Here is a 13,492-nt window from a genome sequence, read left to right as displayed (position 1 = left end):
GTGAATAGGCTCGAATGTGGTGGGGAGTCGCCGCGGGAGAACGGCGCGCCACCCGCGGGCGGGGGAGTGCCCGTGCCCAGCTCTGACGGGAGGACCGTGATGACGACGGTCGGGATCAGCCTGGCGCTCAGCCTCGAGGGTCTGCTGCAGCGCTTTCCGACACTTCGGGACTTCGGCTTGCGACGGCTTCGGCGCACGCATGGCGAGATCCAGCCGGCGAACCTCGCCACCATCATCGAGTCGGAGATCATCCCGCGGCTCCTCGTCACGCATCTCGCCGACGCTGCAGCGGCGGCATCCCCGGCCCGCGACCCGCAGGCCATCGCGGGCGGCACGGCCGCGAGGGGTGGAGACGCGGGCGATGCCACCGCGGCAGTCGAGCCGATCGCTGCGGAGGAGGTGGCCCGCTTCGCGCTGGCTGCGATCGACCGCGATGTCGTCGATCTCCTCGCTGACGTCGAGTCGGTCCTGGCTCGGGGCGTCCCGGCCGGTGCCGTCCTCGTCGACCTGCTCGCGCCTGCCGCGCGAGAGCTCGGCAGCCTCTGGGAACGGGACCGCTGCGACTTCGTGGACGTGACGATGGGCCTGTGGCGCCTGCAGGAGCTGACCCACGAGATCGCCGGCCGCCTCATGACCCGCGCCCGCGCGACGGCCGGGCGCCGGCGTGCGCTGTTCGCAGCGCTGCCGGGGGATGACCACCGTTTCGGTGCCCTCCTTGTCACCGAATATTTCCGTGCCTCGGGGTGGGACGCCTGCTGCTGCCTCGACTCGGAGCGCGACACGCTGTGCGCGGACGTGGCGGCGACTGCCTATGACCTCGTTGGCCTGACGGTCACGCAGGACCGTCAGGTCGAGATGCTGCCCGACCTCATCGAGGCGCTGCGCGACGCCTCGCGCAATCCCGCCCTCCTCGTCATGGTGGGGGGCGTTCTGCTTGCCGAGCGGCCGGAGCTTGCGTTTCTCGTCGGTGCCGATGCGACGGCTCCCGACGCGCGAGCGGCAGTCGCAAAGGCGGAGGCCCTTGTCGGCGCAGGCAATTTTGCAGCAGGAGCAGGTACCGCCTGAAGCGGCTGCGGCCGCGGGAGATAAGACAGATTCGGATGGATGCCCAGACCCCCTCGCCGGAACCCGTTCCCTTCCGCGCGCCCGACGGGTCGTTCGGTGGCATGCCCTCGCATCTGGTCGCCTCGGTCATTGCCGCGGCAAGCGACGTTGCCCTCGTCGTCGACGAGGCCGGCGTCATCCGCGACATGGCGATCGGCTCGCCCGAGCTTGCGGAGGACGGCGCTGCCGAGTGGCTCGGCCGGCGCTGGGAGGAGACGGTGCTGCCCGACAGCCGGCACAAGGTGGCCGAACTCCTGGCAGACCCGGCCCCCGGCCCGGCGGGGCCGTGGCGCCAGCTGAACCAGAAGACCGCGCGCGGCGAGATCCCCATGCGCTTCCTCGCGGTCTCCGCGGGGCCCGGGCGGGGCACCATCGCCGTCGGCCGCGACGACCGCGCGGCCGCCGCGCTCCAGCAGCGGCTGATCCAGGCTCAGCAGGCGATCGAGCGGGAGCGGCTCCGCGCCCGGCAGACCGAGTCCCGCTACCGCCTGCTCTTCGGCCTCTCGCGCGAGCCGGTCCTCGTTCTCGACGCCAGCGCACGCACCATCCTCGAGGCCAACCCGGCAGCCGAGCGGCTGCTCGGCCGCAGCGACCTCGTCGGCCGGCAGATCGCCTCCCTCGTCGAGCCCGGCGACCGCGAGACGCTGCTCGGCTTCCTTGGCGCACTCGGTGCGACCGACGATGCACCCCCGGCCAGGGTCCGGATCGCCGGCAGCAACGCGGAGGTCCGGATCTCGGGTACGCTGTTCCGCCAGGGCGGCACCGCCTACCTGCTGCTCCGCTTCGGGGACGTCGGTTCGAGCGAGGCCGACCTCGAGACGGTGCTCGAGCGGGTGCCCGACCCCTTTGTCGTGACCGACGGCGCGCTCCGCATCGTCGACGCCAACGGCGCCTTCCTCGAACTCGTCGGCCACGCCCGGCGCGAGGACGTGGCAGGCCTCCCGCTCGCCCGCTTCGTCGGGCGCCCGGGGATCGACGCGAACGTCCTCGCCTCCCAGCTCGCCGAGCACGGCGCCGTGCGCAACCTCGCCACCATCGTTCGCCCGCGGTTCGGCGAGCCGGTGGACGTCGAGATCTCGGCCGTCCTCGTCGACGAGCACCGGGGCAAGGTGGGCGGCTTCACGCTCCGCCCCCGCATCACCGACCGAGCGCGAATCACCGCCGAGATGGCCTCGCCGCGCTCGGTCGAGGAGCTCACCGAGCTCGTCGGGCGCATGACGCTCAAGGACATCGTCCGCGAATCGACCGATCTCATCGAGCGGCTGTGCATCGAGGCGGCGCTCAAGTGCGCCGACAACAACCGCGCCTCGGCCGCGGAAATCCTCGGCCTGTCGCGGCAGGGCCTCTACCTCAAGCTGCACCGCCACGGCCTCGCCCGCGACCCGGACGGCGAGGGCCCGAAGAGCTGAGCGGGGTGCCGCGAAGAGGCAGGGACGGGTTCCGTCTGCGCCCCGCGACATCTTCCACTGTCAACAAAGGTTGACGCTGGCGCGCCGCCCCGCCTAGTCTCCGCGCCATGGCACGAGCGGGAGATGCGGGCCTCGGAGTGGTGCGGCGGGGAGCGGTCCCGCGCCCGCGCGACGTCCTCGAGCTGCTGAAGCCGGTCACCTGGTTTCCGCCCATGTGGGCGTTCATGTGCGGGGTGCTCTCCTCAGGCGTTCCGCTTGCCGAGCGCTGGCCGTTCCTCGTCGCCGGCGTGCTCCTTGCCGGGCCCCTCGTCTGCGGCACCAGCCAGGCCATCAACGACTGGTTCGACCGCGAGGTGGACGCCATCAACGAGCCCGGCCGGCCCATTCCCTCCGGCCGCATTCCCGGCCGGTGGGGCCTCTGGATCGCGATTGCCGGGTCGTTCGTCTCGCTCGCCGTCGCCGCCCTCATCGCGCCGGTGGTGCTGGCGGCCACCTGCCTCGGGCTGCTGCTTGCCTGGATCTACTCCACGCCCTGGCCGCGGCTGAAGGCGAGCGGCCTCTGGGGCCCTGCGGCCTGCGGCTTCGCCTACGAGGGGCTCACCTGGTTCACGGGCGCCGCCGTCATGGTGGGGGGCATGCCCGATTCGAAGGTGCTGCTCCTCGTGCTGCTCTGGAGCCTGGGGGCGCACGGCATCATGGTGCTCAACGACTTCAAGGCGATCGAGGGCGACCGGCAGATGGGCCTGCGGACCCTTCCGGTCATGCTGGGGCCCGCGCGCGCGGCCCGGGTTGCGTGCCTCACCATGGCGGTGCCGCAGGTGCCGGTCACCCTGCTGCTGTGGAGCTGGGGCCTGCCGGTCCACGCCGCGCTCGTCGGAGGCGGCCTTCTCCTCCAGCTCGCCTTCATGCGCCGCCTGCTTGCCGACCCGGCCGGCAGGGCGCCCTGGTACAACGGGACGGGAATCATGACCTACGTGCTCGGCATGCTGGTCTCGGCGATCGGCGTCGGGAGCCTCGCATGAGCCGGCCGCGCCCGCCGCTGCCGCCGCTCGGCCTTCCCGGGATCCTGCGTCTCGGCCTCGTCCAGGCGGCGCTCGGCGGGATCGTCATGCTCGTCACCTCCATGCTCAACCGCATCATGGTGGTGGAATATGCGCTTCCCGCGGTGCTGCCGGCGGCGCTCATCGCCTGGCACTATGCCGTGCAGCTCTCGCGGCCGGGCTTCGGCCATGCCTCCGACCAGGGCGGAAGCCGCAAGCGCTTCATCCTGGGCGGCATGGCGCTCTTGGCGCTGGGTGCGCTGACGGCAACCAACGCCGTCTTCGTGATGGAGGCCTATCGCGTGGCGGGCCTCCTCGCAGCCGGCCTCGGCTTCGCCATGATCGGCGCCGGGGTGGGCGCGGCGGGCACCTCGCTCCTCGCGCTGCTCGCCAGCCGGGTGGAGCCGGGCCGCCGGCCGCTCGCGGCGGCCACCTGCTGGATCATGATGGTGGCCGGCATCGCGGTCACGGCAGGGGTCGCCGGCGGCTTCATCGACCCGTTTTCGCCCGAGCGGCTGGCGATGGTGGCCGGCACCATCTGCGCGGTTGCGCTTGGCGTGACCGTCCTTGCCACCCGGGGCGTAGCCGAGGGGCCCCCGGTGGCGCCCGAGCGCGGGCCGGAATCCTTCGCCGAGGGGCTCCAGGCCATCTGGGGAGATGCCCGCGTGCGCGGCTTCACCCTGTTCGTCCTCGTCTCGATGCTCGCCTACGCGATGCAGGATGTCATCCTCGAGCCCTTCGCAGGCCTCGTCTTCGGCTTCTCGCCGGGCGAGTCGACCCGGCTCTCCTCAATCCAGCACGGGGCGACGCTCGCCGGCATGCTGACGGTGGGGCTCGCCGGGCGCTGGCTCGCCGCCCGCCTTCCCGGCGGCAGCCGGGCGCTCGTGGTGGCGGGCTGCCTCCTCTCGGCGGGCGCGCTGGCGCTCCTCGCACTCGGCGCGCGCATGGGCGAGGGCTTTCCGCTCCGCGCCACCGCCGCCCTCCTCGGCTTCGGCAATGGCATGTTCGCGGTGGCCGCCATCGCTGCGATGATGGATCTCGCCGGAATCGAGGGGCCCGGCCGCGAGGGAATCCGCATGGGCCTCTGGGGGGCGGCCCAGGCGGTCGCCTTCGCGCTCGGCGGGCTGGTCGGCGCAGCCGGCGTTGACGCCGGGCGCACCCTGCTTGGCGACGATGCCGCGGCCTTCGCCATCGTCTTCGCGGGCGAGGCCCTGCTCTTCATGGGCGCAGCCGGGCTTGCGCTCAAGGTCCACATGAGCCGCAGCGACGTGCCGGCGGCTGCAGCAGGAGTGGCGACGTGACCGGACGGGAGCACGACGACCTCTACGATGCCGTGGTGGTGGGTGGAGGCCCTGCGGGCGCCACGGCAGCAACCACCCTCGCGCGCGCCGGGCGGCGGGTGCTGCTGCTCGACCGCGCCGGGCGGATCAAGCCGTGCGGCGGCGCAATTCCGCCACGCCTCATCCGCGACTACGCCATTCCCGACCACCTCATCGTCGGCCGCGCGACCGCCGCGCGGATGATCGCCCCCTCTGCGAGGACGGTCGACATGCCGGTCGGCGGCAACTACGTCGGCATGGTCGATCGCGAGCATTTCGACGAGTGGTTGCGCGCGCGAGCGGCGCGGGAAGGCGCGGAGCGCCAGGCCGGCACCTTCGAGGGCTTCAGCCGCGACGCCGAGGGCGTGGCGCGGATCCATTACCGGCCCAAGGGGGCCGGCCGGGACGCACCGCTCGCGTCGGTCCGGGCGCGGGCCGTCGTTGGCTGCGACGGTGCCCGCTCCCAGCTCGCCCGCCAGACGCTCCCGGGCGCCGACCGCGTGCCCTGCGTGTTCGCCTACCACGAGGTGGTGAAGTCGCCCGAGCGCGACAGCGACGCCTTCGACCGTTCGCGCTGCGACGTCTTCTACCAGGGCAAGCTTTCGCCCGACTTCTACGCCTGGGTGTTCCCCCACGGGGACACCGCCTCGATCGGCGTGGGAAGCGCGAACAAGGGCTTTCCCCTGCGCGAGGCGGTCGCCGAACTTCGCCGCGACACCGGGCTCGACTCCTGCGAGACGATCCGGGTGGAGGGGGCGCCCATTCCGCTGAAGCCGCTGAAGCGCTGGGACAATGGCCGCGACGTGGTCGTCGCGGGCGACGCGGCCGGGGTTGTCGCGCCTGCGTCGGGCGAAGGCATCTACTATGCGATGACGAGCGGCCAGTATGCGGCCGAAGGGGTGGACCGCTTCCTCGCCACGGGCAATCCCAAGGCGCTCGCCGAGCCGAGGCGCCGGTTCATGCGCGAGCACGGAACCGTCTTCTGGGTGCTCGGCATCATGCAGCACTTCTGGTATTCCTCCGACAAGCGCAGGGAACGCTTCGTCAAGATCTGCGAGGACCCTGACGTCCAGTATCTCACCTGGCAGGCCTATACCGAGAAGAAGCTGGTGCGAGCCCGGCCGATGGCCCACGCTCGGATCTTCTTCAAGGATCTCGGCCACCTCGTCGGGTCGCTGCGGTGATCCGCGAGGCGGCCCATCCGCGTGGGCGGGCCCCGCGCGTCTCCGGGGCGGCGCTGGTGCCGGCGCTGGTGGGCGGCGGCGCCGCGCTTCTCATCGCCATCCTCGGCTCCACCCTGACCGACACGGGGCCGTGGTACCGGGCTCTTGCCAAGCCGTCATGGACTCCGCCGGATGCGGCGTTCGGCGCCATCTGGACGGTCATTCTCGCGCTCTGGGGGGCGGCAGCCGTCGCCGCGTGGCGGGCCGCGCCCGACAGCCGGCGGGCGGACTGGCTGGTCGGCCTCTTCGCCCTGAACGGCTTCCTCAACATCCTGTGGAGCCTCTTGTTCTTCCGGCTCCAGCGGCCCGACCTCGCGCTCCTCGAGGTCGGCCTGCTGTTGGCCTCGATCCTGTGGCTGATTGTGGCAAGCGCGCGCCATTCGCGCGCTGCACCGCTGATGCTCCTGCCTTACCTTGCCTGGGTGAGCGTTGCCGCGCTGCTCAACTGGGAGATCGTGCGCCTCAACGTGCCAGGCGCGTGACGGAGCTCGTGGCCGGAGCCTTCACGAGCGGGCGGGCCGTTGACCTCGTGCTCGCGGTGCTCGCGCTCGAGGCCCTGCTCCTCCTTGCGTTTGCCGGCAGGCGGCGCGCCGACCTTCTGCTCGCTCTGCTGCCCGGCCTGTTCCTGCTCCTTGCCGTGCGGGCCGCGCTTGCCGGAGCAGGGTGGCAGGTGGTCGCCGCGTGCCTTGCCGCGGCATTGCCCGCGCACCTCGCGGACCTGTGGCGGCGGCTCCGCCGAGCTGCCGCCGAAGGTTCCGGCCGGCGCCCTGCTTGAACCGGCCGGCGCCCTACTTGAACTGGCGGAGATAGGCGATGACGTCGGCGCGCTGCTGCGGGTTCCTGAGGCCAGCGAACGCCATGGTCGTGCCCGGAATGAACTTCCGCGGGTTCTCCAGATACTTGTAGAGGTTCTCCTCGGTCCAGACGACGTTGGCCGACTGGTTGGCCTTGGAATATTTGAAGCCCGGGACCGAGCCGCTCTTGCGGCCGATGATGCCGTGGAGCGAGGGGCCGACACGGTTCACGCCCTTGTCGGTCACGTGGCAGGCGCGGCACTGGGCGAACACCTTCTCGCCCGCGGCGGGGTTGCCCTTGAGGGTGGCGTAGGGCGGCGCGGCTGCCGGGGCGGCCGCCTGTGCGAACGCAGGGGCGGTGAGGGCGAAAGCGCCCGCCGAGACCAGAGCCTTGAGAAGTGTCGACATAGACCCACCTCCAATGCTGGCGGGTGTCCCCGCCTCGTGCGCCCCGTGCGTCGGGATCCGCATGGCGTCAAGCCATAGGCGCGCGCAGCTTGCCGCAGCCTTGCCGGTTTGTGGCGAAATCGCGGAGCCTCGCCGCACCGTGCCGCCGCTTCCGGGGTTGCCCCTTCGGACCCTCGCCCTTCCGCGTCCGCCGCTCGGGGCCGGCGTCTCCCGTGCCTGCCCCGCGCACGGCCTCTCGGGCCCGGGGATCTGGAGCGGGCGAAGGGATTCGAACCCTCGACCCCAACCTTGGCAAGGTTGTGCTCTACCCCTGAGCTACGCCCGCGTCCGTGGGTGGCCGCGCGTAGCGGAGCGGGGAGCGGGGCGCAAGCCCCTTCCATCGCGTCGCGCCGAGGCCCATATGCCAAGTGCACAACTGCGAGGATGCGAAATGGCTAGCCTGTCCCTGACCGAGAAGGAGCGCGCATCGGTGGACCGTTTCCGCCGCGACGTGCTGGAAGCGTCGCTTTCGGGTGTTGTCCTGGTGCGCTTCACGGCCAGCTGGTGCGGGCCCTGCCGGCAGCTTGCGCCCCTCATGGAGAAGGCAATCGCGGCGGTGGGTGATCGCCGGGTCTCGCAGGTGGTCATCGACATCGACGAGAACCGGCTGATTGCCGAGGAATTCCGCATCCAGTCGGTGCCGACGGTCTATGCCGTGGTGGGGGGGCGGCCGGTCGATGCGTTCGTGGGCGTGCTGCCCGAGCGGGAACTCAAGGCCTTCATCGAGAAGCAGATCGCGCGGCTTCCGCCGGACATGGCGGAAGCCGACCTCGAGGCGCGGACGGAAGCGGCGCTGGCGCGGCTTGCCGAAGGCCGGGCCAGCGAGGCAGCCGACGCGCTTGCCGGGCTGGTGCGCGAGCATCCGGACCGGCCGGAACTCGCCGCCCACTACGCCCGGACTCTCGTCGCGCTGGGGCGGCTCGATGCCGCAAGGGCGGCGCTGGCGGCGGTGCCGGCGAGCGCGACCGACCCCGCCGTCCAGCAGGCGCGCGCAGCGCTCGCGTTGGCCGAGAGTGCGCCGGCCGCCGGCGACACCGCGGCGCTCGAGGCGCGGCTCGCCGCCGATCCTTCGGACCATGGCGCGCGGCACGACCTTGCGGTTGCGCGGTTCGCCCGCGGCGACCGGGACGGGGCGGCCGACCTGCTGCTTGCAATCATCGCCGCCCAGCGGGACTGGGAGGGCGGCAAGGCCCGCGAGACGCTGCTCAAGCTCATCGAGACGGTGGGCCTGTCCGACCCTTGGTCGATCGCGACCCGCCGGCGCCTGCGCCAGCTCTGGTTCGCGTGAGCCGGAGCCGGAGGCCGCGATGGAGCCTTTCGCGACCGTCGCCGACCTCCCGACAGTCATCCCCGTGTTCCCGCTCGCGGGCGCGATCCTGCTGCCCCGCGCGGTCCTGCCCCTCAACATCTTCGAGCCGCGCTACCTCGCGATGACTCGCGACGCGATGGCGACGCAGCGGCTCATCGGCATCATCCAGCCGCGCGGGCGTAGCGACCCCCCGGAGCTGTTCCTGACCGGCGGCCTCGGGCGGATCACCCGCTTCTCCGAAACCGGCGACGGGCGCTTCCTCATTGCACTCACCGGTCTCGTCCGCTTCCGGGTGGTCCATGAGCTTGCCGTCACCACGCCCTACCGACAGGTCTCCGTCGACTACGGCCCCTTCGCCGCCGACTGGGACCCGCCGGCCCCGCTCGCCCCATCGGCGCGGGCGGCGCTCGAGGAGGCGCTCCGGGACTATCTCGAGACGCAGCAGCTCTCGGCCGACTGGGAGGCGGTCAAGGGCGCCGACGACGAAAGCCTCGTTGCGACCCTGTCCACCGTCTGCCCGTTCGAGATCCTCGAACGGCAGGCGCTGCTCGAGGCACCGGACCTTGCCGCCCGGGCCGAGATGCTGACGGCGCTCATGGCCTTTGCCGGCTCGGTCCCGGGCAGCGCCCGCTCGCCCGATACGCTGCAGTGACGCCGGCAGAGGTCGAGCAGGGGACGGCCGTCGCGTTGGAAGCGCCGCCGGCGGCCCTGCTTGCCCTTCTCTGCTGCCCGGTCACGCGGGGGCCCCTTGCCCTCGATGCCGAAGCCGGAGTCCTCGTTTCCACGCGGGCAGGGCTCGCCTTCCCGGTGGTTGCGGGCGTTCCTGTGCTGCTGGCCGACGCCGGGCGGCCATGGCCCACGGCGGGAGAGAAGAGTCTCAGCCGAGCTCGCCCCTGAGGAGCGGCGGCAGGTCGCCTGCCGTGCCACGCGCGATCGCGGCGAAGGTGCGCTTGGCGGGCGGGATGCGCTCGACCAGCCCGAGCCCGAAGCGCCGGAGGCGCTCGACCGGCCGCCCGGGGATCCCGAAGAAGCGGGCGAGCGTGTCGGTCGCGAACGCGGTCAGGCTGTTGTCGGCGCGCCGCCAGCGCTCGTAGCGGCGGGCGAGCGCCGGGTCGCCGAGGTCGATCCCGGTTCGCGCGCCGGTCGCGAGCACCTCGGCGAGCACGGCGGCGTCCCTGAGGCCGAGGTTGAGCCCCTGGCCGGCGATGGGGTGGATGCCGTGGGCGGCATCGCCGACGAGAACGAGCCGCTCGGCGCGGTAGCGCTCCGCGTGATGGAAGCCGAGCGGCCAGGAGACGGGCGGCGCAATGGTCTCGAGCGCGCCAAGGCGGCCGCCGAGACGCTTGTCCACCTCGGCTGCGAAGGCGCGCGGCCCAAGCCGGGACACGCCCGCGGCGTCGCGTCGCGAGACGGTCCAGACGAGGGCGGAGCGGTGCCGGCCATCGGGGAGGTCGCGCATCGGGAGAAGCGCGAAGGGACCGGAGGGGTAGAAGAGCTCGAGCGCCACTTGGCCGTGCGGCCGGGCGTGCGCGAGCATCGAGACGACGGCCGCCGCCGGGTAGGACCAGCGCGCGATCCGAATCCCTGCCTCCTCGCGGGTGCGGCTCTGGCGCCCATCGGCGGCAACGGCGAGTGCCGCCCGCAGCTGCCGCCCGTCGGCGAGCCGGGCCTCGACGGCCGCAGGGCCGCGCACCAGCGTCCCGATGGCCGCGGGCGCCACCAGCCGCACGAGCGGTGTCTGGCGGACCCGCTCGAGAAGCGCCCGGCGCAGCGCCCGGTTCTCGACCATGATGCCGAGCGGCTCGGCAGCGGCCTCCCCCTGCTCCGCCACGGCATCGAAGCGCAGGATCTCGGGATGAAGCCCCTCGGCCACCTCGATCCGGGCGATGGGGCAGCCCTCGCCATCGAGCAGGTCGCCAAGACCGAGGGCGCGGAGCATGCGCGCGCTCGCGCTGGCAATCGCCGACGCCCGGCCGTCGAACCCTTCGGCAAGATGCGCCTCGGGGTCCGCGCGTTCCACGACGAGCGTGGAGATGTCATGCGCTGCAAGCGCCAGCGCCAGCGTCTGGCCAACGAGACCGCCGCCGATGATGAGGACGTCCGCTTCGCTGGCCTCGGGCATGGGCGCCTCCTAGCGGCGACCCTTGTGACGGGGAAGCCCCGCGGCCTGCTGCCGCGTGCATGGGCAGTTCCCGGCATTGGCGCCCATCGCTGCCCGATTTCTAGGCAATCAGCCGCGCGGACACCCGCGCGCGCCGAGCACGAGAGATTGGCACGCTTCTTGCATAAACGGTCTCGGGTGCCTTCGGGCTCCTGTGCTCGCTTCGGGACTTTGGTCCTCCCCTTCCGGCCCGGGCTTCGGCCCGGGCCCTTTTTCGTGAAGGAAGTGGAGCGCCTGCGGCACAAAGCGCGAACGGAATCTTGACCGCCCCTCTCCCGCGCGGCATTGTCAGCCCATGGCAGCCCTCGCCGCCGGCCTTCTTGATGCGGCGCCCTGGAGAAGGCGGCGGCGGGGCCCCTCGCCTCTCGCCAAAAGGCGCGCGCGACTGGCAGCTGTTGGCGGCTGGCTGCGTCGGCTCGCCGCCGGGCTCCTGTTCCTCGGGCTCGCCACCGGCCTTGCACTGGCGCTGTGGAGCCACACGCCCGCCGACCCGTCGCTCAACACCGCGACCAGCCGCGCTGCCGTGAACCTTCTCGGCCGGCCAGGGGCGCTCGTCTCCGACCTGCTGCTCCAGGGCTTCGGCCTTGCCGCCGTGCTGCCGGTCGCGCTGCTCCTGGCGCGCGCGGTCCACGCCTTCTCCGGCCGGGCGGCGCGCCGGAGCGGGGCCTCCGCCGCTGCCCTCGGGGTTCTCGCCCTCCTTCTCGTGGCGGCGGGCGCCGGGCTGCTTCGCCAGGCGCCGATCCCCGGGACCGAAGCCAGCGCGGGCGGTCTCGTCGGCCTGCTTGCGCACCGCGGCGGTCTCGCGCTTGCGGAGCTTGCGGGGCTCGCGCCCCTGGCCGTCACCATGCTCGCGGGGCTGGCATTCGCCGCGGGCGGACTGGCGCTGGCGCTTGCCGCCGGCGAGATCCGGCTCCTCGGCTGGCTCGGGGCTCTCGTTGCGGCCCTTCGCGTGCGGCGAGCCCAGGGATCGCGGGCAGGAAGCAAGCCCGCCCGTCCGGAACAGGCCAGAGAGGAGCCGGACGAGGAACCGATGTTGGCGGAACCGCCCGCGCGGCCCGCCGTCGTGCGCCCGCGGGCCGCCGAACCGTCGCGGAGGGCCGAGCGCGAGCGCCAGCCAAGCCTGATGCTTGGCGACCGGTTCCAGCTTCCGCCCCTTGCCCTGCTCCGGCCGCCGCCCCCCGCCGCCGACGGAGCGGACGAGGCGGCCCTCACCCAGAACGCCCGGCTGCTCGAGGCCGTGCTCGAGGACTATGGCGTGAAGGGCAGCATCGTCGGCATCGCCCAGGGCCCCGTCGTCACTCTCTACGAGCTCGAGCCCGCGCCCGGCATCAAGGCAAGCCGGGTCATCGGCCTTGCCGACGACATCGCCCGGTCGATGAGCGCGGTCTCGGCGCGCGTTGCGACCATCCCGGGCCGCAACGTCATCGGCATCGAGCTCCCGAACCGCCGGCGGGAGGTGGTGGCGCTGTCCGAACTTATCGCGAGCGACGCCTTCGAGCACAGCCGGGCGGCCCTGCCGCTGGTGCTCGGCAAGGACATCGCCGGCGCCCCCGTCGTTGCCGACCTCGCGCCCATGCCCCATCTCCTCATCGCCGGCACCACGGGCTCGGGCAAGTCGGTGGGGCTCAACGCGATGATCCTCTCGCTCCTCTACCGGCTGCCGCCGGAGGCGTGTCGGCTCATCCTCATCGACCCGAAGATGCTCGAGCTCTCGGTCTATGACGGGATTCCCCACCTGCTGGCCCCCGTCGTGACGGAGCCGGCCAAGGCCATCCGCGCGCTGAAATGGGCGGTCGAGCAGATGGAAGACCGCTACCGCAACATGGCGCACATCAACGTGCGCGGGCTTGCCGCTTACAACGAGCGGGTGCGCGAGGCGCTCCGGCGGGGCGAGAGCTTCACCCGCCGGGTGCAGACGGGCTTCGACGCGGAAGGGAACCCGGAGTTCGAGGAAGTCACGCTCCGGCTCGAGCCGCTGCCGCGCATCGTCATCGTCGTCGACGAGATGGCCGACCTCATGATGACGGCGGGCAAGGAGGTCGAGTTCCTGATCCAGCGCCTCGCGCAGAAGGCGCGTGCGGCAGGCATCCATCTCATCATGGCCACGCAGCGCCCCTCGGTCGACGTCATCACCGGTGTGATCAAGGCGAACCTGCCGACGCGCATCAGCTTCCAGGTGACGTCCAAGATCGACAGCCGTACCATCCTCGGCGAGCAGGGCGCGGAAGCCCTGCTCGGCAAGGGCGACATGCTCTACATGCCGGGCTCGAACCGGATCGTCCGCCTGCATGGCCCCTTCGTGTCGGACGACGAGGTCGAGAAGGTGGCCGCGCACTGGCGCGCCCAGGGCACGCCCGCCTATGTCGAGAGCGTCACCGAGGAGCCGGACGGGCCGGACGGCCTCGAGGAACCGCGCGGCCAGGGGAGCGGGCGGCAGGGAGCGATGGCCGTCGCAGGCGAGGGCGATCTCCTGTCGCAGGCGATCCAGGTCGTCGCCGTGTCGCGCAAGGCGACCATCTCCTACCTGCAGCGGACGCTCCGCGTGGGCTACAATTCCGCCGCCCGGCTCATCGAGCAGATGGAGGACATGGGGCTCGTCTCTGCGCCTGACCATGTCGGCCGCCGCGAGGTGCTGATGGACGAAGCCGGGAACCGTCTCGGCTGACCCCTTCCCGAGGCTCCCGCC

13 protein-coding genes and 1 tRNA gene are annotated in these 13,492 nt (G+C 72.4%); 11 read left to right on the top strand and 3 right to left on the bottom strand.

Annotated features, from left to right (window positions below; all coding sequences use genetic code 11):
- Nucleotides 1–99: 99 nt before the first annotated feature.
- From H3H34_RS02545 to H3H34_RS02515, 7 genes are all read left to right on the top strand, one after another.
- A complete protein-coding gene (locus H3H34_RS02545) occupies nt 100–1,065 on the top strand; it encodes a cobalamin B12-binding domain-containing protein (RefSeq protein WP_194743671.1) in 966 nt (321 codons plus the stop codon).
- A gap of 101 nt (nt 1,066–1,166) precedes the next feature.
- Nucleotides 1,167–2,513 (top strand): transcriptional regulator PpsR, encoded by a 1,347-nt coding sequence (gene ppsR / locus H3H34_RS02540; protein WP_235945248.1) that lies wholly within the window; start codon nt 1,167–1,169, stop codon nt 2,511–2,513.
- A gap of 107 nt (nt 2,514–2,620) precedes the next feature.
- Complete coding sequence (chlG, locus tag H3H34_RS02535; RefSeq protein ID WP_194743669.1) at nt 2,621–3,535, top strand: chlorophyll synthase ChlG; 915 nt, start codon at nt 2,621–2,623, stop codon at nt 3,533–3,535.
- Nucleotides 3,532–4,854, top strand: coding sequence for a BCD family MFS transporter (locus H3H34_RS02530; RefSeq protein WP_194743668.1), 1,323 nt, complete (start codon nt 3,532–3,534; stop codon nt 4,852–4,854). Before chlG ends, H3H34_RS02530 begins: the two co-directional genes overlap by 4 nt.
- Entirely contained in the window at nt 4,851–6,056 is a 1,206-nt protein-coding gene (locus H3H34_RS02525; protein ID WP_194743667.1) for a geranylgeranyl diphosphate reductase, read from the top strand. Before H3H34_RS02530 ends, H3H34_RS02525 begins: the two co-directional genes overlap by 4 nt.
- Nucleotides 6,053–6,577: a TspO/MBR family protein gene (locus H3H34_RS02520; RefSeq protein ID WP_328831024.1), complete on the top strand. Its 525-nt coding sequence runs from the start codon at nt 6,053–6,055 to the stop codon at nt 6,575–6,577. Before H3H34_RS02525 ends, H3H34_RS02520 begins: the two co-directional genes overlap by 4 nt.
- Nucleotides 6,574–6,870 carry a hypothetical protein gene (locus H3H34_RS02515; protein ID WP_235945247.1) on the top strand — a complete coding sequence of 99 codons (297 nt, stop codon included), beginning with the start codon at nt 6,574–6,576 and terminating at the stop codon, nt 6,868–6,870. Before H3H34_RS02520 ends, H3H34_RS02515 begins: the two co-directional genes overlap by 4 nt.
- 13 nt (nt 6,871–6,883) lie before the next feature.
- Here H3H34_RS02515 and H3H34_RS02510 read toward each other — a convergent pair whose 3' ends face one another.
- A complete protein-coding gene (locus tag H3H34_RS02510) occupies nt 6,884–7,297 on the bottom strand; it encodes a c-type cytochrome (RefSeq protein ID WP_207790721.1) in 414 nt (137 codons plus the stop codon).
- 250 nt (nt 7,298–7,547) lie between these two features.
- A tRNA-Gly gene (locus tag H3H34_RS02505) sits at nt 7,548–7,622 on the bottom strand.
- Nucleotides 7,623–7,727: 105 nt separating this feature from the next.
- Here H3H34_RS02505 and H3H34_RS02500 point away from each other — a divergent pair.
- Genes H3H34_RS02500 through H3H34_RS02490 form a run of 3 tightly spaced genes read left to right on the top strand, consistent with a single transcriptional unit; the run spans nt 7,728 to nt 9,542 of the window.
- Complete coding sequence (locus H3H34_RS02500) at nt 7,728–8,624, top strand: tetratricopeptide repeat protein (protein ID WP_194743665.1); 897 nt, start codon at nt 7,728–7,730, stop codon at nt 8,622–8,624.
- 19 nt (nt 8,625–8,643) lie between these two features.
- Nucleotides 8,644–9,297 (top strand): LON peptidase substrate-binding domain-containing protein, encoded by a 654-nt coding sequence (locus H3H34_RS02495; protein ID WP_194743664.1) that lies wholly within the window; start codon nt 8,644–8,646, stop codon nt 9,295–9,297.
- Nucleotides 9,294–9,542: a Trm112 family protein gene (locus H3H34_RS02490; RefSeq protein WP_328831019.1), complete on the top strand. Its 249-nt coding sequence runs from the start codon at nt 9,294–9,296 to the stop codon at nt 9,540–9,542. Before H3H34_RS02495 ends, H3H34_RS02490 begins: the two co-directional genes overlap by 4 nt.
- On the opposite strand, the gene H3H34_RS02485 is transcribed toward H3H34_RS02490, so the two are convergent.
- Complete coding sequence (locus H3H34_RS02485; protein ID WP_194743663.1) at nt 9,523–10,767, bottom strand: UbiH/UbiF/VisC/COQ6 family ubiquinone biosynthesis hydroxylase; 1,245 nt, start codon at nt 10,765–10,767, stop codon at nt 9,523–9,525. The genes H3H34_RS02490 and H3H34_RS02485 overlap by 20 nt on opposite strands.
- A 334-nt stretch (nt 10,768–11,101) precedes the next feature.
- On the opposite strand from H3H34_RS02485, the gene H3H34_RS02480 reads away from it, so the two are divergent.
- Nucleotides 11,102–13,471: an FtsK/SpoIIIE family DNA translocase gene (locus H3H34_RS02480; RefSeq protein ID WP_194743662.1), complete on the top strand. Its 2,370-nt coding sequence runs from the start codon at nt 11,102–11,104 to the stop codon at nt 13,469–13,471.
- The last annotated feature ends 21 nt before the right edge of the window (nt 13,472–13,492 follow it).

This window comes from Thermaurantiacus tibetensis, assembly GCF_015354055.1.
Lineage (GTDB): Bacteria > Pseudomonadota > Alphaproteobacteria > Sphingomonadales > Sphingomonadaceae > Thermaurantiacus > Thermaurantiacus tibetensis.
This window is presented reverse-complemented; position numbering and strand designations above follow the sequence as displayed.

Coding starts and splice junctions, on each gene's coding strand:
- H3H34_RS02545 (WP_194743671.1), top strand. CDS start 100: ATGACGACGGTCGGGATCAGCCTGGCGCTCAGCCTCGAGGGTCTGCTG.
- ppsR (WP_235945248.1), top strand. CDS start 1,167: ATGCCCTCGCATCTGGTCGCCTCGGTCATTGCCGCGGCAAGCGACGTT.
- chlG (WP_194743669.1), top strand. CDS start 2,621: ATGGCACGAGCGGGAGATGCGGGCCTCGGAGTGGTGCGGCGGGGAGCG.
- H3H34_RS02530 (WP_194743668.1), top strand. CDS start 3,532: ATGAGCCGGCCGCGCCCGCCGCTGCCGCCGCTCGGCCTTCCCGGGATC.
- H3H34_RS02510 (WP_207790721.1), bottom strand. CDS start 7,297: ATGTCGACACTTCTCAAGGCTCTGGTCTCGGCGGGCGCTTTCGCCCTC.
- H3H34_RS02500 (WP_194743665.1), top strand. CDS start 7,728: ATGGCTAGCCTGTCCCTGACCGAGAAGGAGCGCGCATCGGTGGACCGT.
- H3H34_RS02495 (WP_194743664.1), top strand. CDS start 8,644: ATGGAGCCTTTCGCGACCGTCGCCGACCTCCCGACAGTCATCCCCGTG.
- H3H34_RS02485 (WP_194743663.1), bottom strand. CDS start 10,767: ATGCCCGAGGCCAGCGAAGCGGACGTCCTCATCATCGGCGGCGGTCTC.
- H3H34_RS02480 (WP_194743662.1), top strand. CDS start 11,102: ATGGCAGCCCTCGCCGCCGGCCTTCTTGATGCGGCGCCCTGGAGAAGG.